Source organism: Endozoicomonas sp. PH6C (assembly GCF_059322965.1).
In genome coordinates this window covers 4,271,504-4,292,369 of the sequence record NZ_CP185342.1, presented here as the reverse complement: position 1 = coordinate 4,292,369, position 20,866 = coordinate 4,271,504, and the positions used below count along the sequence as shown (strand labels likewise).

General features: G+C 46.5%; 17 protein-coding genes. 8 read left to right on the top strand and 9 right to left on the bottom strand.

The annotated features are described in order from the left end of the window. Nucleotides 1–147: 147 nt before the first annotated feature. On the bottom strand, nt 148–2,529 hold the full coding sequence (locus ACOMG9_RS16720) for a tetratricopeptide repeat protein (RefSeq protein ID WP_494529126.1): 2,382 nt from the start codon (nt 2,527–2,529) through the stop codon (nt 148–150). A 55-nt stretch (nt 2,530–2,584) separates the two neighbouring features. Between ACOMG9_RS16720 and ACOMG9_RS16715 the strand changes: the two genes are divergently transcribed. Beyond that, entirely contained in the window at nt 2,585–2,932 is a 348-nt protein-coding gene (locus tag ACOMG9_RS16715; protein WP_494529125.1) for a hypothetical protein, read from the top strand. 32 nt (nt 2,933–2,964) lie between these two features. On the opposite strand, the gene ACOMG9_RS16710 is transcribed toward ACOMG9_RS16715, so the two are convergent. Together ACOMG9_RS16710 and ACOMG9_RS16705 are read right to left on the bottom strand one after the other, a co-directional pair. Further along, nucleotides 2,965–5,514, bottom strand: coding sequence for a hypothetical protein (locus ACOMG9_RS16710; protein ID WP_494529124.1), 2,550 nt, complete (start codon nt 5,512–5,514; stop codon nt 2,965–2,967). 119 nt (nt 5,515–5,633) lie between these two features. Continuing rightward, a complete protein-coding gene (locus ACOMG9_RS16705) occupies nt 5,634–5,975 on the bottom strand; it encodes a hypothetical protein (protein WP_494529123.1) in 342 nt (113 codons plus the stop codon). A gap of 36 nt (nt 5,976–6,011) precedes the next feature. Here ACOMG9_RS16705 and ACOMG9_RS16700 point away from each other — a divergent pair, with 36 nt between their 5' ends. Genes ACOMG9_RS16700 through tnpC form a run of 4 tightly spaced genes read left to right on the top strand, consistent with a single transcriptional unit; the run spans nt 6,012 to nt 9,445 of the window. Then, nucleotides 6,012–6,995, top strand: coding sequence for an IS4 family transposase (locus tag ACOMG9_RS16700; protein WP_494530395.1), 984 nt, complete (start codon nt 6,012–6,014; stop codon nt 6,993–6,995). 27 nt (nt 6,996–7,022) lie between these two features. Beyond that, on the top strand, nt 7,023–7,349 hold the full coding sequence (gene tnpA, locus ACOMG9_RS16695; protein WP_448215653.1) for an IS66 family insertion sequence element accessory protein TnpA: 327 nt from the start codon (nt 7,023–7,025) through the stop codon (nt 7,347–7,349). Then, the gene (gene tnpB / locus ACOMG9_RS16690; protein WP_448215654.1) at nt 7,346–7,714 is read left to right on the top strand and encodes an IS66 family insertion sequence element accessory protein TnpB; all 369 of its coding nucleotides are present in this window, start codon (nt 7,346–7,348) and stop codon (nt 7,712–7,714) included. The genes tnpA (ACOMG9_RS16695) and tnpB overlap by 4 nt, the downstream gene beginning before the upstream one ends. Nucleotides 7,715–7,750: 36 nt before the next feature. Further along, a complete protein-coding gene (gene tnpC, locus ACOMG9_RS16685) occupies nt 7,751–9,445 on the top strand; it encodes an IS66 family transposase (protein ID WP_494529122.1) in 1,695 nt (564 codons plus the stop codon). A 307-nt stretch (nt 9,446–9,752) separates the two neighbouring features. On the opposite strand, the gene ACOMG9_RS16680 is transcribed toward tnpC, so the two are convergent. Beyond that, nucleotides 9,753–10,523: a LysR family transcriptional regulator gene (locus tag ACOMG9_RS16680; protein WP_494529121.1), complete on the bottom strand. Its 771-nt coding sequence runs from the start codon at nt 10,521–10,523 to the stop codon at nt 9,753–9,755. A gap of 153 nt (nt 10,524–10,676) precedes the next feature. Between ACOMG9_RS16680 and ACOMG9_RS16675 the strand changes: the two genes are divergently transcribed. Then, nucleotides 10,677–12,575, top strand: a complete 1,899-nt coding sequence (locus ACOMG9_RS16675; protein ID WP_448217711.1) for an amidohydrolase — start codon at nt 10,677–10,679, stop codon at nt 12,573–12,575. A gap of 104 nt (nt 12,576–12,679) precedes the next feature. Here the strand turns inward: ACOMG9_RS16675 and ACOMG9_RS16670 are convergent, their stop codons facing one another. The 3 genes from ACOMG9_RS16670 to ACOMG9_RS16660 form a co-directional block, all read right to left on the bottom strand. After that, on the bottom strand, nt 12,680–13,543 hold the full coding sequence (locus ACOMG9_RS16670) for a hypothetical protein (RefSeq protein WP_494529120.1): 864 nt from the start codon (nt 13,541–13,543) through the stop codon (nt 12,680–12,682). 343 nt (nt 13,544–13,886) lie between these two features. Further along, nucleotides 13,887–14,336 (bottom strand): zinc ribbon domain-containing protein, encoded by a 450-nt coding sequence (locus tag ACOMG9_RS16665; RefSeq protein WP_494529119.1) that lies wholly within the window; start codon nt 14,334–14,336, stop codon nt 13,887–13,889. 570 nt (nt 14,337–14,906) lie between these two features. After that, nucleotides 14,907–15,482: an IS607 family transposase gene (locus ACOMG9_RS16660; RefSeq protein WP_494529118.1), complete on the bottom strand. Its 576-nt coding sequence runs from the start codon at nt 15,480–15,482 to the stop codon at nt 14,907–14,909. Between the two features lie 208 nt (nt 15,483–15,690). Between ACOMG9_RS16660 and tnpA (ACOMG9_RS16655) the strand changes: the two genes are divergently transcribed. Together tnpA (ACOMG9_RS16655) and ACOMG9_RS16650 are read left to right on the top strand one after the other, a co-directional pair. Further along, the gene (gene tnpA / locus ACOMG9_RS16655; protein ID WP_494529117.1) at nt 15,691–16,014 is read left to right on the top strand and encodes an IS66 family insertion sequence element accessory protein TnpA; all 324 of its coding nucleotides are present in this window, start codon (nt 15,691–15,693) and stop codon (nt 16,012–16,014) included. Nucleotides 16,015–16,275: 261 nt separating this feature from the next. Then, the gene (locus ACOMG9_RS16650) at nt 16,276–17,466 is read left to right on the top strand and encodes a Fic family protein (RefSeq protein ID WP_494529116.1); all 1,191 of its coding nucleotides are present in this window, start codon (nt 16,276–16,278) and stop codon (nt 17,464–17,466) included. An 80-nt stretch (nt 17,467–17,546) separates the two neighbouring features. Here ACOMG9_RS16650 and ACOMG9_RS16645 read toward each other — a convergent pair. Further along, a protein-coding gene (locus tag ACOMG9_RS16645) for an IS3 family transposase (RefSeq protein WP_448215008.1) occupies nt 17,547–19,111 on the bottom strand; the annotation gives its coding sequence in 2 pieces (ribosomal slippage) (nt 17,547–18,658 and nt 18,658–19,111; 1,566 coding nt in all). A gap of 296 nt (nt 19,112–19,407) precedes the next feature. Then, nucleotides 19,408–20,667, bottom strand: coding sequence for a hypothetical protein (locus tag ACOMG9_RS16640; RefSeq protein WP_448217699.1), 1,260 nt, complete (start codon nt 20,665–20,667; stop codon nt 19,408–19,410). Nucleotides 20,668–20,866: the final 199 nt, after the last annotated feature.

Sequence of the window (20,866 nt, the reverse complement as noted above, 5' to 3'; positions counted from 1 at the left end):
CGGACATTAAAGTTCATGGTTGTTCGTCTATATTGAGAGCCTGCAAGGTATTCGCACTTTTCGGATAGCGGCTCATCATACCCATAAATCATTCTTGTCCGGCAGATAGGCCTGAGTCATCAGGCATAAAGATTCAAGGATGTCTGTTTACTCTTTGAGATTCGATAACTTCTGAAGGGCAGCGGCTTCTTTGCTTCGCCAAAAATCAGTTTTACTCCTCTGCAATCGGTTGGGTTCAAGGAAGTTGGCTTTTTGGAACCATTCCTTCCATTCTTTCTCCCTGGCTCCCACCATTCTGAGACAATGCGCTTTTTGCGAACAAACTCTTGCACTCGGGGGGTACTTTTCCAATGCTGATTCAACAAGCTCGAGCGCCTTGTTTAAGTTATCTTTTCCTGACTCCGGGACGCCCTCTGTTATTTGCTCACATGCCAGCCTGAAATAATGGATCGAGCAAGTCAGCAGGGTATTAGCATTCTCCGGGTGCCTGCTGATCATTTCCAAAAATCCTGCTTGCCCGGCAGATAATCTCAACAGTGCTAATTCACACTCACTCGAAGGGTATACATCACAGCAGCGCGTGATCAGTTCTTTTGCCCATTCATATTTGCCGATTCTCTGCCAGAGTCGTACCAGTGCCAGATCTATATGATGATTCCCGCAAGGCATGCACAGACGATCGTCACTGTCATCGGGGTGCTTGCTACTCATGTTCAGCAATAGCTTTTCGGCCAGATAATTTTTATCCATGAACTCCCAAAGTCGCGCCAGAGCCAGGTCAATGAAATGATTCCCGCAAGGTTTGCACAGGCTGCCTTCGTCGGCATTGGGGTGCTTGCCACTCATGTTCAGTAACAGCCTTTCAGTCAGGTAATCTTTGTCCATGAACTCCCAAAGTCGCGCCAGGGACAGGTCAGTGAGATGATTTCCACAGGGCCTGCAGAGTTCCTCCTCACTGGCACATAAGTACTTACCACTCATGTTCAGCAGCAGCCTCTCAGACAGTTCATATTTGCTCTTATCTTGCCAGAGTCGCACCCGAGCCAGATCAATCTCATGATTCCCGGAAGGTTTGCACAGGCTGTCTTCATCGGCATCGGGCTGCAGGCCAATCATATTCAGCAGCAGCCTCTCGGACAGTTCATCTTTGCCGATAACTTGCCAGACTCGCACCCGGGCCATATCAATGTCATGATTCCCTGAGGGCCTGCACAGGCTGTCTTCATCGGCATTGGGGTGTAGGCCAATCATATTCAGTAGCAGCCTTTCAGAGCGTTCATGTTTGCCCATTAGCTGCCCGAGTCGCATCCGGGCCAGATCAATTTCCTGATTCCCACAAGGTTTGCAAAGGCTGTCTTCACTGGCATCCGGGTGCGTGCCACACAGGTTAAGCAACAGTCTTTCAGCCAGTTGATATTTGCCCTCCAGCTCCCAATGTCGCACCAGAGCGATGTCGATAATAGGATGCCCAGTGGGCTTACACAGGCTGTCTGCACTGTCATGAGGATGCTTGTGGCACATGTTCAGCAGCAGTCTTTCAGACAGTTCATGTTTGTCCATTTCCTGCCAGAGGCGTACCTGAGCCAGATCAATAACATGATGCCCGGTGGGCTTGCACAGGTAGTCCCAACTCTCATCGGGGCGCTTGCCACAAGTGCTCAGCAGCAGTCTTTCAGCCAGCTTATGTTTGCCCATAATTATCCATAATCTTGCCAGAGCCAGGTCAATGTCATGATCCCCAGAGGGCCGACAGAGAATGTCCTCAGTGTCCTCAGGATGCTTTTTGCTCATTTTCAGCAGCAGTCTTTCGGACTGTTTATGTTTCCCCATATCCTGCCAGAGACGCACCAGAGCCAGGTTGATGTCATCATGGGCGGAGGGCTTGCAGAGAATGTCCTCACTGTCATCGGGATGTTTGCCCATCATTTCCAGCAGCAGGCCCTCAGACAGTTGGAATTTTTGCATAAGCTGCCAGAGTCGAACCAGAGCCAAATTTACGAGATGGAGGTGTCTGCGCAATTTTTCTACATCGTATGGATTCAACAACAGGCTATTAATCAGCGCTGCTCTTATGTTCAACAGGAGTTTTTCAGACAGCGACCATTTGTGTAAAAATTGCCATATTCGGGCCATGTTAATGTCTGCGTCAAAATTGCCAGAAATCGCACACAGGGCATTTTCATTATCATTGAGCCTTTTGTTTCTCAACATCAAAAGTCGTGCTTCCGCGTTCAGTGGCAAACCAATTTTCTCTTCACAAAGGCTCAGGGTCAGATCAAGGTCATGAATGGTCGAAGCCCCAAATGCATTAAGCGGTCCTTCTGATCTGAGTTGATTCAGAATATTGCAGGCTTCTATCTGTTTGTTAACCGCTTGCTCTTTTAGCGACCTTGCAAGCCCTATGATTATGTCTTGATAGCCCAACTGACTTTGTATGCCCTGGTTTTCGCTTAAGAGGGTCCGGAATATTTCTTCTGCTTTTATGAAATTTTGTTTTTTTAGTGCTTCGTAAGCGTTATTAACCTTCATTGCAGTTTCTTTGGAATAATTTTTTATCCTCTGTTTTTGAAACGTCTGAGGAGTGATGTTCTGGCCTGCAGTCGTTTGTGGGTATCTGACAGATAAGGGTGTGTCCGGACTTTGCTTAACCTGTTCAGAGCGTGGAATAAACGGTTCTGCATTCGGGTTTAAGGAAGATTTACTCGCTTGGGGTGTCGTAAATGTCGGAGCGCTGGAACTGACCGTGGCGCTGTTGGTTGATGTTGGTCCGTATGTCATTGCAATACATCTCTGTAAAACTGTGCTCCTTGGACAGCAAACGGACATTAAAGTTCATGTTTGTTCGTCTATATTGAGAGCCTGCAAGGTTCGCACTTTCCGGATAGCGACTCATCATGTCCATAAATCCTTCTTGCCCGGCAGGCTGGCCTGAGTCATCAGGCATAAAGGTTCAAAAATGTCTGTTTACTCTTTGAGATCCCATAACTTTTGAAGAGCAGCGGATTCTTTGCTTCGCCAAAAATCAGTTTTACTCTTTTGTAATCGGTTGGGGTCAAGGAGGTTGGCTTTTTGGAACCATTCCTTCCATTCTTTCTCGCTGGCACCCATCATTCTGAGACAATGCGCTTTTTGCGAACAAGCGCCTGCACTTGGGGGGAACTTTGCCAATGCAGATTCAACAAGCTCGATCGCCTTGTTTAAGTTATCTTTTCCTAAACCCGGGACGTCCTCTGTTATTTGCTCACATGCCAGTCTGAAATAATGGATCGATTTAGCCAGCAGGGTATTAGCGCTCACCGGATAACTGCTGGTCATTTCGAAAAATCCTGCTTCTCCGGCACATAAGCTCAACATTGCTAATTCACACTCACTCGAGTGGTATAAATCATAGCAGTGAGTGATCAGTACTTTAGCCCATTCATATCTGCCTGTTTTTTGCCAGAGTCGAACCATTGCCAGGTCAACGTTACGATTCCCACAAGGCATGCACAGACGATCCTCACTGTCGAAGGGGTGCTTGTTACTCATGTTCAGCAAGAGTCTTTCAGACAGATACAGTTTGTCTGTTTCCTCCCAGTGTCGCGTTATAGTCATGTCTAGTTCCAGATTTCCACAGGGGCTGCATCGTTCTTCCTCACTGGCATAGAGGTGAGTACCTCTCATGTTCAGCAGCAGGCTTTCAGCTATTTTATTTTTTCCCGTTATCTTCCAGAGTCGAACCAGGGCCAGATCAACTTCACGATTCCCGGAAGGCGTGCAGAGCCTGTCTTCATCGGCATTAGGGTGCTTGTGACTTATGTTCAGCAGCAGCCTCTCAGACAGTTCATATTTGTTCATATTTTGCCAGATTCGTGCCTGGCACACGTCAATGCTATGATTCCCGGAAGGCGAGCAAAGGGTGTCTTCATCGGCATTGGGGGGCTTGCCTCTCATATTCAGGGTCAGTCTCTCAGACCATTCATATTTGCCCATCAGCTGCCAGAGTCGCATACGGGTGAGGTCAATTTCCTGATTCTCACCAGGTGTGCAAAGGGTGTCTTCACTGGCATTTGGGTCTATACCACACATGTTTAGCAGCAGTCTTTCAGAGCGGTTATATTTGCCCGCCAGCTCCCAATGTCGTGCCAGAGTGATGTCGATAACATGATTTCCAATGGGCTTGCACAGGGTGTCTTCGCTGTCATCGGGATGCTTGTGGCTCATGTTCAGCAGCAGTCTTTCAGACAGTTCATGTTTGTCCATATCCTGCCATAGACGCAGCAGAGCCAGATCAATGACATGCTGCCCACATGGCCTGCAAAGGATGTCCGAACTCATACCAAGGTGCTTGCCACTCATATTCAGCAGCAGTCTCTCAGCCCGATCATATCTACCCATCTTCTGCCAAAGCCGCACCAGAGCCAGATCAATTTTACGATGATCAGAGGGGGTGCACATAATCTCCTCACTGGCATAAGGAGGCTTGTTGCTCAGGCTCAGCAGCAGTCTTTCAGATTGATAATTTTTGTCCATCACGTTCCAGAGTCTTGCCAGCGCCAGTTTAATGTCATGATGACAGGGACGGTGCAGGAACTCCTCACTGCCATTGGCGGCTTCACCCATTATGCTCAACAGCAGACCTTCAGCCCATTGATTTTTGCCTCTCTCCTGCCAGAATATTGCCAGAGTCATATTAACTGTATGGAGGTTTTTATGCAGTTTTTGTAAGGCGTAAGCGGATCGGACCGACTGTAAATTAATAGTCAACACTGATCGCATGTTGAGCAGCAATGTTTCAGTCAGTGTGTGTTTTTCCATAACCTGCCACAGCTTGCTATTAGACATATCAGCGTCAAAATTGTCAGAAGGCTGACAAAGGCTCGTCTCATCAGCATCGGGGTTTATGTTTCTCAGTCTCAAAAGTCGTGCTTCAGCATCAGGGTACCTTCCAAGTGCCATTTCACATTGACTCAGGGTCAGATCAAGGCTTTTAATGGTCGAAGCCCTGAGCGTGGTGAGCTTTCCTTTCAACCTGAGTTTTTCCAGAAGGTCGCAGGCTTCTCTCTTTTTTTCATAAGTTTGCTCTTTTAGCGATCTTGCAAGCCCTATGGTTGTGTTCTGCTCTTCTAACAGGGTCAGCTTGCCCTGGTTTTCGTTTAAGATGGCCCGGAATGTTGCTTCTGCATTTATGAAGTCCTTATCTTTTAATGTATCGAAACCGCTACTGATCTTTTCTTTAATCGCTTGTTGAGTCGCTTCAGGGCGAGGGCTACTTGCTCTTTGGCCAAACCTCCGGGGAGTAGACGTTGGGTATTCAGTGGCTTGTCGGTGCCCGATATCTGGAGGTGTGTTCGTACATTCCTGAACACCTTGAGCACGTGGCACAAACGGTCGAGCTTCCGGGTTTAAGTCAGATTTACGCTTTGGTGCAGTATCGGTACTTGAACCTGACGAATAATACTGTGATGGTTGCGATGTCGTAGTGGTACTCGAACTGGCGGCGGCATGGGTTGTTGTTGGTAATCCGTAACTCATAGCAATAGAACATCCAAAGAAATCTATGCCATTCGACAGTAAACAGGCATAAAAGTTCATGGTTATCCAGTCCGGAGTTCTTGATTCCGCTATTTCTCTGGAGTGTGAGTACCTTGCAACTAGCGGAAATTACTCTTGGCAAATACCTGTAATGCAGATTTAACAGCTGCAACTTCCGGATAACGTTCTAATTCCGGAGGACAATAAAATGATAAATGTACCCGAAGCGCGTTAGCCAGTTCATTAACATTGAGTTGCACCAACTGACCACTTTGCAACAAGGGCGCAGCTAAAGAGTGCTCCAGGATCGCCCACCCGTCTTCAAGCAGCAGAGTCAGTAGTACATCATTATTACTCACTCTTAGGGTAGACATTAAGCTCAAAAAAGCTTCATTTCCAGCGGCAGAACTCACCTTGAACAGCCAAAATAAAGCTTCGCGAAAAGTATCAAGGCTGAACAAGATGAGTATCGCAAATAGTAGACTAGTTCAAAAAAACTGCTGACGTGTTTCGACCGGTCTGAACTTCTCAGTATGGCGGAACAGCTTGGTTTTACTATACGACAGCGAGATATCCGCCCCTTGGACTTTATCCTTTCACTGATTGATGCCCTTGCTGGTGATGGAAACTGCGATACTCAAGCCGATCTCCACCGTAAATTTAATGAGTTGACGGGGCTGAATGTCTCCTATCGTTCCTGGGCAAATCAAGCTAAAAAAGACGCGATGCCTGCTCTTGTCCTCTGGCTATGGGTGCAGTGTCTGGAAGTCTTTACCCGCAAAGTCATGGCGTTTGATGAGGACAGTCCATTTTCAGAGTTCGAGCACATTCTGATTCATGACGGCTCATCGCAGGCTGTCTACAATGCCCTAAAGGAAACATTTCCCGGCAGGTTCTCAACGGTCAGTCCTGCTGCTGTAGAACTTCATACGACAATGGATCTTCTTACCAACAATCTGGTGCGCGTGCAGCTCACTGAAGATACCCGTTCAGAAAGAGACTGTCTGCCACCACTGCCAACCTCCATGGCTAATATCCTGATGCTGATCGATGCCGGTTATTTTGAGTTGGAACGCTTTGCTGCCATTGATGATCGGGAAGGTTCTTTTATCTGCAAGGCACCTCAGAGTATCAACCCGACGATACTCAGCGCAGTACGGGAGGATGGCAAAAATCTGAATCGCTACAAAGGGAAAAAACTTAAGGAAGTGTTGTCTGGCTTCCCTAAAGATCAATGCCTCGACCTGGATGTAGAATGGCCAGGATTCAAAGCCTGGCCATATCGTTTGGTTGTCCGCTGGAATGACAGGAAACTGAAATGGGTATTCGTTGTAAGCAACCTTAACCGGGTTGAGTTCACCCTGAATGAAGTACTTCAGGCCTATCGTCTACGATGGCAAATAGAGCTTATCTTCAAAGAGATCAAGTGTAAACGCCAAATAAACCCACGCCCTTCAGAATCAAAACCCCATTTGAAATGATTAGCCTCCCGATATAAGGAGGCCAATATGTCAAAGAAATTACCCGCAGACAGTGAATGGCTAGAGCGTGTTCAGTCGTGGCGGGATTCAGGTTTGACTCAGAGTGCGTGGTGCCAACAGCATGGTATAAGGGTATCCAAATTCGGATACTGGAAGCGTAAACTCGACACAACCCCCAGCGTAAAACCGACCCCGAACAACTCTGGCTTTGTCCAGGTAACACCCCAACCAGAACCTGGTGCGCCTTCTCGGATAACACCACTCTCCATCACCCTACCCAGTGGTGTAACAGTGTCCGGTATTGATGAAAGTAACCTGTCGCTTTGTGAGCAACTGGTGAGGGATATGCTATGAACACCCCGGTTATGCGACCGTCAGAGGTATTACCAAAGGTGTTTCTCTACCGGGAGCCGATTGACTTTCGCAAGTCATTTCGTGGGCTTGCTGTGTTGGTTGAACAAGAGCTGGGGCACAACCCCTTTGACGGCTATTTATATGCGTTTACCAACCGGCAGCGTAATAAAATCAAGTGCCTGTTCTGGGAAGATAATGGTTTTGTGCTTTATTACAAGAGCCTGTCTGAGGACAAATTCCACTGGCCCAAACCGGACGAAGAGCTGGTTACATTAACCGGGAAACAATTAAACTGGCTGCTGGACGGCTACAATCTCAATGCCATGCAACCCCATAAAAAAAGGCATTATGAGAGCTGTTTTTAGTCCTGTTTTTCAGGGTTTTATGGTAAAATAGCGACCATGAAATCGACCGCCGACACTCTGATTTTTCAGCCGAAATCCGCACTGGATTTGCCCTTTCATCAGGCTGAGACTAACCCTGAAATGGTCGCCTTGTTTGAGGCGATCCATTCGCAGGAAAGTGTCATTCTTGAAAAAGAAAATGCCCTTCTTGAAAAAGAAAATGCCCTTCTTGAAAAAGACGACATTATTCAAAAGAAGTCAGAGGTCATCGATTCTCAAAAAAAACGCATTGCGCAACTGGAAGAGTACCTGAGGCTCTCCCGATCCCGCCTGTACGGAAGAAGCACTGAAAAAAACAACAGCCAGGTCGACATTTTCAACGAGGTGGAGCTGGAAGGCTGCACCGGAGAGCAAGACGAAGCTGAAGGTCAGCCAGAGCAAGAGCCTCCAAAACCACGCAAAAAGAAAACAGGGCGCAAGTCATTTTCAGAGTCTCTGCCCAGAGTGCAGGAACGCTCTGAACTCAGTGAAGAAGAAAAAGCCGGAGCCATTGATACCTTCTTTGTCAAAGTCCGTGAAGAGCTTGATATCGTTCCGACCAAGGTTCAGGTGAAAGAAATTCTGCAAGAGAAAGCAGTCTTTCCAGAAGTCGATGAGCATGGACAGGAGAAGCGGGTCATTAAAGTTGCAGAGCTGCCAAAACACCCACTGCCCAAATCTTCACTCTCTGTTTGCACACTGGCCTGGATCATTGTCTCCAAGTACTGCGACGCACTGCCTTTGTACAGGCAAGAGAATATCCTCAAGCGATACGGTGGCTCTGTCACCCGGACGACGATGGCCAACTCTTTGATTCGGCTGTCTACAGAACTGCGGCCACTCATCAATTTGATGAGAGATCATCAAAAGACCGGTTCGGTGATCCATGCTGACGAAACCCGAATTCAGGTGATCAAGGAAACCAGCAAGTCCATCAACTCTGACAAATATATGTGGGTCAGCCTTGGTGGGCCACCCGGACAAACATCGGTGGTGTTTGAATACGATCCCTCAAGAGGCAAGGAGGTTCCCCTGCGTCTGTTCGAAGGGTTCAGCGGTTACCTGCAAACTGACGGGTATGCCAGTTACGACGCTGTATGCAAACAAGAAGGCATCACCCAGGCGGGTTGCTTCGACCACGTTCGCAGGAAATTTCTGGATGCCAGGAAGGGCGAAGCCAAACCGGGCAAAAAGGTGAAAAACACCCGCGTTAGCAAGGCGAATGTCGCTTTAGGCAAAATCGGTAAGCTTTACGCCATTGAGAAAGAAATAGGAGATCTTCCTCCATCAGAAAAAGCCATCCTGCGTCAGCAAAAGAGTAAGCCACTACTGGACGACTTTCATGTATGGCTGGAGAAAAACATAACCAGGCTAGACCCGGGCAGCCTGTCGCACCAAGCCATGAGCTATGCATTGAACCAATGGCCAAAACTGGTCGTTTACTGTGACAACGGCCACCTGGATATCAGTAATGCCGCAGCGGAAAACACCATCCGCCCCTTCGCTATTGGCCGCAAGAACTGGATGTTTGCAGACACGCCAAAAGGGGCGCAAGCCAGTGCCCTTTTATACAGCCTGATTGAAAGCGCAAAGGTGAATGGTCTGGAGCCTTTCAATTACCTGAACCATATTTTAAAAGAGCTGCCTTACGCCGATACCGTTGAGAAACTGGAACAGCTTCTCCCCTGGAATGTTAAGACAGGCAAAGAATAAGAAATCTTGGGGGCGGCAGCCAGTACGCTGGTTTATTTGGCGCTTACGATCAAGTCCTATTCAGGGTGGCATCGTTTTAACACTAAATCAGCGACACTGGTGTTTAGCCTGATTCTGATGTCCTTCGTGGTTGTGACGTTGAAAAGGTATCTTGCCCATGCTGCACAGGCGAACCTCTATGAAAGTGGAGCCATTGAAGAAATCTCGACGCATAAGGCGATGAAAAGTGGAACCCGACTGTTTGGTAATGTCATTTTATCCCTTATGAATGCAGGAAAGTCTCTGCTCTCACATACAAGGAAGCTGCTCAACTTCTGGGCAGATAATGCGAAACGTGAACACCCTGCACGAGATGGTTGTTCAGGGCGTACAAGATTAGGTCTTTGTGCTGTGGGTGGGGCTTAATGTCTACCTTAAGATTACTCACTAAGCATACATGGGTAGAAATGGAATAAAGTTCAGGATTACTATTATGGTGGTTTTCGCTTAAGTATTGCGTGGCCAGTTCAAGCTCATCCATTTGAATACAATCTCGCTTTGCCAGTGCGTGCTCAGGATGACAATAAAAACCGTGTTCACTGGTACCCAGATTAATAAAACTGAAGGTACGCTCAGGCATGTTTCTAAGCCGGCTTTGCATAATGGCAACACAATGCTGGTTGCTCACTAACGCGTCCAGCGTCTCATCCCGGTTTCGATGCAACCAATGCAGGCGCAACATCGGAAACTGATCCCTGACTGATTGATTAACCAGTCTTATCAAGCTATTGGGTACCAGGTTGTCATGGTAAACAATCAGAGATTCAAGTGTCTGTTTGTAGCTGTCGATCATTCGGCGATAGAGAAGATTACTGTTTTTAACCAGCACCTTTGCCTGACGATAGAGGGCATCAGCTTCGTTTGTTGCCACGGCTTTCTTTCCCTCAATGGCAAACAAACGGATTGCAAAACTGTCTTCTAACGCCTTCACTTGCTCACGAATGGTGGTTCTGTCTTTGTTCAGTTTCTTTGCTGCTTTGCTGTAGCTGGCTTCTTCAAACGTGGCGCAAAATGCGGCTAAGTGCTCGTATGAGAACATTTATCTTTCTCCTGCTGCCCATAAAAAATGAATGTAATTGCCCATCATAATGCATTTATCATGGCCGTTTAATATTGCTATTTTTTGCATCTTGCCTTTTGGTGGAGTGGTTAACCCGGGGATGCTCTGCCTTTTTCATTGACGGTTTGTAATATGAAAAATATCTTCAAAGTTTCCGCATTAACTGTGTCCTTATCCATCCTGGCAGGGTGCTCAATCGGAGGGGGTCCAGATGAGTCTGTTACCAGCCCCATCACTGTATTTGTCTCCAATGACATCATTACCCTCTCAGAGACCATTAAAGACAAACCCACCGCCATTGCAGTTCAGGACGGGAAGGTTATCAATATCGGCCATCAGGAAGCGTTGATAGAAGCCTACAAAAACGAAAGTAATCTGGTGGTAGATACACAATACATCGATAAAACGATTCTGCCGGGTTTTGTCGAGCCTCATATGCATATCTGGATGAGCAGTCTGTTACTGAGTATGGATTTCATCACCCCCGCAGACTGGGCATTCCCCTGGGGGTATGTGAATGGTGTCCAAAATGAGAAAGCCTACTTTGACCAGCTTGCTCGACTGGAACAGTCTCTGCCTGAGAACGAACCTCTTATTACCTGGGGATATCACAACTATTTTCATGGTCAGAACATGAGCAAAAAGGCCTTGAATAAGCTCTCCGAAACCCGGCCAATTATTGTATGGCACCGTAGCTTTCACGAGGTTTATTTTAACGATGCTGCCCTTAAGATGCTGGGCTGGAACGAAACGGATTGGAAGAAAAAACAAATATCCCAGCTTAATTGGGATAGAGGTCACGCCTACGAGACGGGTCTGAAAGCGATCATGAACGAGCTCTTTATGTATTTCTTGGACTCGGGACGATTTGCCAAAGGGGTTAAACGCACTAAAGACTATGTCCATTCAGGCGGTATCACCACGGTGATTGACCCGGGTGTCCTGCTCTCTGCGCAGATGTATAACGAAATGGTGGATGTCTTGACCAATGATACCTTTCCGATGGACTACTGGTTGATCCCGGCAGGCAATTTCACCTACATGCTATCGCAAAATGATGCCGAAAAAGGCAAAGCCATGGCAGAACAACAAACCCGGACCTACAAAGAATCTGACCAAATCAATTGGCTGCCAAAGTACGTCAAATTATTTTCTGACGGGGCAATGTATAGCCAGTTAATGCATATGAAAGATGGCTATACCGATGGCCACAAAGGCGAATGGATCCAAAAACCGGAAGAACTCGAAGACAGCATGAGGCCTTACTGGTACGACGATTACACGGTTATTGTCCATGCAAATGGTGACCTCGGGTTTGAAACCGCTATCGATATTGTTGAAACGCTAAACAATGAAGCGCCCAGAGAAGATCACCGAACCGGATACCACCACCTGGGCTTTACCGGCAAAGACGATATTACCCGAGCCGTTGACCAGGGCGCCAACTTCAGCGTTAATCCTTACTACACCCACATACTGGGTGAGCTTTATAGCGTGCACGGAATCGGGAAAGAGCGGGCGGAAACCATGTCCCGTGGCCAATCGTTCATTGATGCAGGCGGTGTACTTTCCCTACACTCTGATGCACCCATGGCACCGGCGCAGCCACTGAGCCTGGCTTGGGCAGCAGTTAACCGCTTAGGCTTATCCGGCAGTAGAACACTTGGGCCTCTGGAGCGGATCAGTGTCGAAGAAGCACTCAAGGCCATCACTATCAACGCGGCCTATACTGCCCGCTTAGAAAACCAGATTGGCACCATTGATGTCGGGAAGTACGCCAACTTCACTGTATTGGACGAGAGCCCGTTTGAAGTCGATCCGAAAGATCTGAACAAGATCACCGTCTCAGCCACAGTCTACCGGGGAGAGCCTGCGCCGGTTAAACACAGTAATGCCGGTCTGGATATGACCTTTCGCTCCCACAAGGCAGTGAGAGTAATTAATAGGCTTTCAGCCAGAGATGGTTCAGGGGATTTCTGCACCACCAGTATTGAGATGCAGCGCAGTGCGCTGGGAGTGGCAGAGCATTAACTGAACCATAAGGCTTCAATATCACCAGGCTGCTGTACCGGGTGCCCTGCGCGAGCGGGGAAGGGTATTCCCCTGCCTGGTATTTAAGCAGATTTGGCGCAGGCTTAATCGGACAATAGTGGTAATTCAGCGGAAATCGCCATGGAACATTCATGTTTGCGTTTCATATAGAGCTGTGCAGTATTGTCCCAGATGACGTCTGCAAAGATACTTTTGTCAAGGTTGTCGTCTACCTGACATTTTATGGAATAGGCCTCAGAAGGTTTGGCAGTCCCCCATGGAATCTTGTAATAGTCACCATTAGCGCTTCTTGTCCATAAATTCTCTATTAGCGATGTATCATCACTCTCTATTGAGTCGCCAAAGGTAGCTGAAAATAAAAGGCCCTCCTCTGAACGGAGAGAAAAAGTGTCGTTCCCATTTACTTTTTTGACTGTCATTGAGCCATAAGATGTATTGTATTTGTCGAAATATTTGAGAACATATTTCATTTTCAATGAATCAGTATGTGCTTTGATTGCCAGATATGAGCCTTTGCTGAGTTCCAGCATCCAGATAGCCTCGGTGTAAACTGGTTGAAAGAAGTTAGGCAATGGAATCTTGAAGGCGCTATCAATGTTAATGGTGACCACCAGCATAGCGCAGCTTACTCGTTCCGGTGAGTCTGCCGGTGAAACGAATTGAAAAGCCTCACCGGCCAGCTCAATAGCTTTGTCCCGGGGAACGGAGCCTTTTATAAAGAATCCCACATACTCATTGCCCACAAAAGAATACCCAGGTTCCGGTTCAGCCTTGTCTTTTGATGCCGAAGGGGCGCTTGACGGATTACATTCAGTCGCTGCCCCCGGGTCTTTATGACCCGAACATTCGTCAGAATAGGAGCCACTCACCTGCATGAGCAGAGAGACAAAAGCCAGGGCCAACAACTTGAAGAGCTGATAATAATGATAAAAAACGAGACGAAACATAATAACAACACCAAAGTAAAATCGTGAAGCGAGCTAAAGTCATTAGCTCGAATAAATTGCTACACTGACCGACAGCTTTAAAGAGTAGACGATGATAAAAGACAGAAGGTTTAGATTGGGTAAGATTCTTAATCTACGAATTCGGTGGGGGTATGAGGAAAGGCTCGGCTTGTCGTCTGGTTTTCAGGCTCATGTTTGTTTTGTCAGACCCCGAACCTAAAAAAACAGTGGGTTCGTTGTTAAGTCAATGCCCTATTGACCATAACAAAAGTGCAGCCTGTTCACTTGCTCTTGATTAAAACCGCAACGAGCGCAACACTCGCTGTTATGGCTAAGGTTCAAGCTACCTTGTCAAACACTTAAGAAAGACATTTCTGGCACCGTTGATGTCACGATCAACGATGAAGCCCTCACCCTTAATAATTTTGGAAGAACCTAATTTTTCGTCAATGGTACCGTTCCATGATTGAGTCTTGGATGTATAGGCTTCGTTGCAATCAACTACATGCTTTCCATACTTTTTTGCGTACCACTTAAGCCGCTTTTTGAATGGGTAGTGATTGAGGTCAAGCATCTGGCGGCAGGTGTTACGGCGAATGGTGCGAACCTTCTTATCTTTGCGTGTGACCATACCTCTTGTCTCAAAGGTTGGCAAAAATACAACGTCGTAGTTCGACACCAACTCGAACGCCAGCCGGTTATGCAGATCAAGAACAATGTCATCCTTTTTGCATTTCAGCCGGTCAATTTCCCTGTTGAAATGAATAATCCGATCTCTTGCCCACTGGGGCATGTCGGGGAACTCAACGCCTCTTTTTCGCTGTAGCAAGTGGCAAAGGTGCGAACTCCGGGGTCAACTCCAACGCATCTAACCTTCCCTTGGATTTCGGGATTTAGCTCAATATGTTGTTGAACCTGAATGAACCAGCGACCTTTGTCGTAGGTTACGACACAAGATTTACCAATCGCTTCTGCTGGCACATCTTCTGTCAGGTGAATCTTGCCAAGAGCCTGTACGCAGGGATTTAATCCCTTTGGCAAACGGTCAATAGAGAATGAGTGCCTGCTACCTTTGCGGCTTTTGAAACTGATTTCTGCAAAGCCCTCTTTAGCTCCATTGAGCTTCTTGTTGTGCTCGCAGACCGCTTTGAATGTGGTCGCTGCCGCCAGTGTTCCATTATCAGAAACAATCGAGTTATAAGCCCTGCCACTTTCTTTTTGCTCCTGCTCCACTTGAGCTTTAATGGCAGGTCGCATGTTGATGAATTTTCCGCTGGCATCTTTATAGTCATCGTTGCGGAAACGCTCAACAGCAAGGTTGTACGACCTGCGATAGAGTATCAGGGCATCGTGATAGGCTTGCTTATTCTCTGGGTAAAACCTGATCTTTTTTGACGCTACTATCTTCGCGTCCTTTGCGTCTTTTAGCAGATCGCTTCCCGTAGTGGCTATTGCAGAATGAGGTAATGAAACCGATAAGCTCTTGGGTGTCGAATGACTCACTGGCGTTATCCGGGTCATCCAAAACCTCGATGTGTCCTCCCGATAATTCAACAAGCCATTTGATGAGTCCAAACCCTGATCGGGCAAGGCGATCTTTTGTGGCAACCACAATATAGGTTGGATTTCCGCACACCGCTGATTCCAGAATGGTTTGCAGTCCTTTTCGCTTAAAGTTGAAAGCACTGGCAATGTTGCTGATAAATTCTGCATCAGGGTGCTCTTTGAGTAAGATACGCTTTTGCGTGTCAATGCTGGATTTTTGCTTTCCAGAACTCACTCTTGTATAGCATATCTTCCTCTGCTGGTTAATGAATATGCGGAAGTGACCACCACTGGTTTGCTTCACTTTTTCGTAGTGACCGCTTTCGATCTTGCGCCTCATAGTTTGGCTGGTTACGCCTTCAAACTTGGCTAGCTTTGTAGTTGAACCCCACAAGATAAATTCACCTTTTGACGATTTATCTTGTGTCTGGCGTAATTGATTTTGCGATTGTTGCAATTTTATTTGACTGTCAAAAACTACAGTGGGAGTTGAGGTTGAGAAGTTATGAACTGTTGATGTTTATCATGTTACTCATATAGTCTGTCCCTATAATGTGAAACTCTTGTCAGAAAGTGGAAGCAGGCATGTCTTTCTATAACTATTGGGGCGCTTTCAAAATTGCAACCTGGCTTCAGCCTTACCCCTGTATACAACGCAGGAGATATTAGGTGTTAAGCAACTGACAAAACCCTTTACCCGTCTCAACTCTGAACAGTGGCAACACATTATTGATCAGCAAATGGCCAGTGGTTTAAGCCAGAAAGCTTTTTGCCAAACTCAAAACATCAGCTTGAGCACCTTCACAAACTGGAAACGTAAACTTAGAGTTAATATCCCAGTTGTGATTATCAAGCCTCCGGCGACCTTAAACTGGCAATTCGAATTTGAGTGGTTTGGTGGTGTTATTCTTCATATACGTCGCTGATCATGTTTTTTATGGAGTCTCAGATTCAAGTCTGCCTCCATAATTGGCTGATCCACTGGCACGTGAAAGAGTTTGCTTTTAATGCCTTAAGTAAGTAGGTTGCCCCAAAGCGGTACCCCTTCTTGGTTCGATCATTGGCAAGCCTCTATTCCGGAATTTTTACTCTATCAAAAACCGGCAAAAAATAATGGAAAATATCCATAAAACCCTTTGTTTAGCTATGCTAGACTGGAAAAAAGATCGGCAAAAAGATCGGCAAAAATGACTTCCATAACACCATTTTTACTTCAGGATAGTGCTTCAGGGGAGCTACAAGATGCTGCGGTTGAGCTGATGCAACTTGATGCAGCACTCAATGCCCATATACCTGAATCTCTCAGAGAATCGCTCAAATTTATGCTTAGAGTTGTAAACTCTTTCTACAGTAACCGCATAGAAGGAAATCCAACTCAGCCAGCAGAAATACTAAAGGCACAATTAAACAAAGAAAAAGATTTAAAAGATGATTTATTTGAAATAAAGCATCATATTGATGTTCAAAAATATTTAAATCAAAAGTCGTTAGATAGAAATGAAATTTGCACTGTTGATTTTTTAAAAGAACTTCACAGATCCTTTTATGAAGGGATGCCTAAGAAATTTCTTGAGATTGACAACGACGAAACCGGTGAGAAAATCAACATTCAACCTGGTAAGCTTCGCACAAGAGATGCTCATGTAGGAAAACATATTGCTCCCGAATACCAAGAACTCACACGCCTTCTAAACTGGTTTTCGAACGCTTACAGCCCAGATAGGATTTTTGGGACCAACCGCATTTTTGCTGCCGCTGCCTCACACCACAGACTAATGTGGATTCACCCCTTTATGGATGGAAATGGTAGAGTGGGCAGGCTATTCACAGATAACTATATGAAACACTGTGCCAACCTTGGTGGGTATGGTTTGTGGTCGATTAGCCGTGGTTTTGGCAGGGATGTTGACTCTTATTACCAAGCTCTTGCAGCAGCTGACATGGAGCGACAGGGTTCAAGTGATGGCAGAGGGATGCTATCAGATAGAGGCTTATTAAAATTCACGACCTATTTTATTGAAACCGCATTGGATCAAGTTAAGTTCTTTTATGAACTACTCGACCCTAAACGCTTGGTTGAGCGAGTAGATATTTATTTTGAAATGAGAAACAGGCAGGCTATAACAGGCTTGGATGGTAGCCATCTTCCAAAAATGAGGCCTGAAGTTAAGACAATATATAAAGAACTGCTGACAACAAGAACAGGCGAATTAGAAAGAACTGAGATACAAGGAATGTTCAATCTTGGAGAGAGAACAATAAGAACTATTTTATCTCAAATGGTCGATGAGCGTTTGGTCAGCGCCCCTCCCAGAAAGCCAGTATCTCTCTCTTTGTCTCCAAACTCAGTGGAAATCCTGTTCCCAAGATTGTGGTAAATCATTGCACGTGTTAGCGTAACCGCCGATAAAGTGCTTCTGTCGGAGTTTTTCAAGATAGTTGTCCCGAAAACTGAATTTTAGGCTGCCTTTTTCTCGTTAATTCTTGCTTCAGACAACCGCTCAGGATTCAGTGCAACCGCACCTACAGGCTCCCAGTTTCTGATAACTCCTGACCAGCGCGTTGGATTAGCTTCTCGCGCTTTGGTATACACCTGTTTCCGGTGATTCAGGATTTCCTGATCTCTTTTCTCATGCCGTTGCGCAGGTGTCACAAAGCGGATTGAGCTATGGCGGTGTTCATTGTTATAAAAGCGCTCAAACTTCAGCATCCACTGTCGACTGTGTTCTAACGTCAGAAAACCTTGAGATGGCCACTGAGGACAGTACTTCACCGTTTTAAAGATCGATTCTGCAAATGCGTTATCGTTACTCACCCTTGGGCGACTATGAGAGGGAATAATGCCCAATTCCTCAAGCTTGGCCTTAAAGGTACTCGACGTCATTGGAGCCCCATTGTCTGAGTGCAGTACAAGCGGTGTTTTAGTGCATTTTTCAGCCACCATTGTCCGGTTAATCAGTTCACTGGCTAACTCACCAGACTCACGGCTATGAATCTCCCAACCAACAATCTTACGACTGTAAACGTCCAGTATCAGGTAGAGGTACCAGAACTGGCCGCGTACCCTGGAAGGTATGTAACTGATGTCCCAACACCAGACCTGGTTAGGGCCAGTAGCAACATAGGTTGTCGGCTTGTTGCTTTTCGATCGCTTTCTTGAACGACCGCGGTGGTGCAACTGACCATACTTTTTCAACACACGGTAAAAGCTAGATTCAGAAGCAACGTATACTCCCTTGTCTGCAAGGGCTGGCACGATCTGCGATGGTGGCAGGCTCGCATACTCATCTTCATTACTGATAGTCAGAATACGTTGCTCCTCTTCCTCAGTCAGTTTGTTAGAGGGTACCGGGCGCAAGGCATCCGGGCGTTTGTCCGTTAACACTGCACCATTGTCATCGCGCCAGCGATTCAGTGTTTTCAGGGATATTTCCAATTGTTCAGCAGCCTTCCAGCGAGAAGCGCCGTTTGCTATAGCCTCATCAAACCATGTCAGCAGTTGGCGGCGCTTATCGACAGGTGTCAGTTGTCCTCGCTGTCTATCCCGTAGAAGGCATCGAGCTTTTTTGATAGCACCAGCAGGGCTGCAGCTTCTGCCAACGCCTTGTCTTTACGGCGAAGCTCTTTTTCAAGGCTCTGATTGCGCTTACGCTCTTGTTTTAATTGCTTGCTTTCCTGGTCTGCACGCTGAGAAGCCTGAACAGCACCTGAAATACAAGCGTGCTTCCACTCCTTGACTTGTTGAGGATAAAGCCCTTTTTTACGGCAGTATTCACTTAACTCTGTTTCTGACAAAGCAGCGGTTTCGACGACCACGGCAAACTTGCTTTCAGCAGACCATTGTTCTGATTTTTGTTCGTTCCCTGGCACAGGTAATCCTTTGTCCCGTAGTTTTTTACGCCAATTATACAGGGTTTGTTCGCTGATACCTTCCTCTCTGGCAACATCCGGCACAGAGCGATTGTGTGGTGGTAACAGTTTTTTCAAAACAGCTGATTTACGTTCCTCTGAAAAACGAGGCATATTCAACGTCCATCGCCCACTGTCTAGCTTTTATTGGTTAATCAGTGAGCGGGACAACTATCCTGACACAGCGGGCTGTTAACCGTACGACCATGGCTAAATGATTGGGCGGTTAGAGCCTCTTAGGAATAAAGCAGCCTGTTGCTACTGGCTATGACGCTTAATTGGCATTGGCTGCTAGTTCGAGAGGTATGAAAAAGTGTTCCCTGTGCCTGCAGGGGTGGACCGCCATGCCTCTCAGAATGACACGTTTATATTTGCTCTCATGTCATGCACCTTAAAAAGGGCTCTGCTGATTAGCCAGGAGATAGCTTCAACTGCTCCAATTCACATTCATCCAACTGATACAATTCACTGCATCGTTTCAGCAGCCTTTCAGCCAGTTCATGTTTACCCATCACTCGCCAGAGATTGATCAGAGCCAGATCAATGTCACGGTTTTCAGAGGGGATGCACAGAATGTCTTCACTGGCACTGAGTTGCTTGCCGCTCATGTTCAGCAGAAGTCTCTCAGTCTGTTGATGTTTGCCCATCAGTGACCAGAGTCTCACCAGAGCCAGATCAGTGTCACTCTGTTCAGAGGGGGTGCACAGAATGTCTTCACTGGCATTGGCTTGCTTGCCGCTCATGTTGAACAGCAGCCTTTCAGCCAGTTGATATTTGCCCACTAGCCCCCAGTGTCGCACCAGTTTCAGATCGATGTCATGATGCCCGGAGGGTTCGCTGTCTTCACTTGCATTTTCGTGCCTGTCACTCATTTTTAGTAGCAGTCTTTCAGCCTGCTCATATTTGCTCATCACTTGCCATATTCGCACCAGAGCCATATTAACGGTAGGGATGTGCTTACTCAGTCTTTGCACAGAGGGAGCGTGTGGTTTTGACCGCAACCTTCTGGTCAGCTCTGAATTTATGTTCAGAAGAAGTGTTTCAGTCAGTGTGTGTTTGTCCATAGACTGCCAAAGTCGTGCAATAGTAATATCTGCGTTGAAATTCCCTGAAGGTTCGCACAGGGTCCTGTCATTGGCATTGGGCTTTATGTTTCTCAATGCTAACAGTCGTGCTTCAGCGTTAAAGTACTCTCCAAGTGCCTCTTCACAACGACTCAGGGTCAGATCAAGGTTATGAATGGTCGAAGCCCCGAACTCAGTGAATGATCCAGTCAACCTGAGTTCTTCCAGAAGAGAGCAGGCTTCTATCTGTTTTTTGCGGGTTTGCTCTTTTAGTGACCTTGCCAGCCCAATGACTATGTTTTGGTAGTGGAACAGACTCAGTATGTCCTGATCTTCGTTTAATATGATCTGGAACACTTTTTCTGCATTTGTGAAATTTTGTTTTTTTAGTTCTTCGAAAGCTTTATCGATCCTCTCTCTGGTGGCTTCAGGGTAGGAGGGCCTGGCACTTTGCTGGACTCTGGTATTTGAGGATCTGTTCGAATGTTCATGAACACGCTCATTAATTGATGAAGATTCCGGGTTTAAATTGGATCGGCTCTTTTTTGTTGTTTTTGTTGCACTACTGGCCGCAGCGCCAGTTTTTGGTTTTATTACATACCTCATATCAATAGAACTTCCATGGAAAAGTTAATCTGTTGGACAGTAAACGGTTGTGAAAGTTCATGTTTATCTATTTATCTTGTCAGATTTTTTTTCTTATGAGCGGGGTAGCGGATTCGTTGCCTGGTCAAAAATCAGCGAGACAAAAGGCGATGAAGCTCGTTATCACCATGAGTCGGAAGAGCTATAAAACTCATACCTC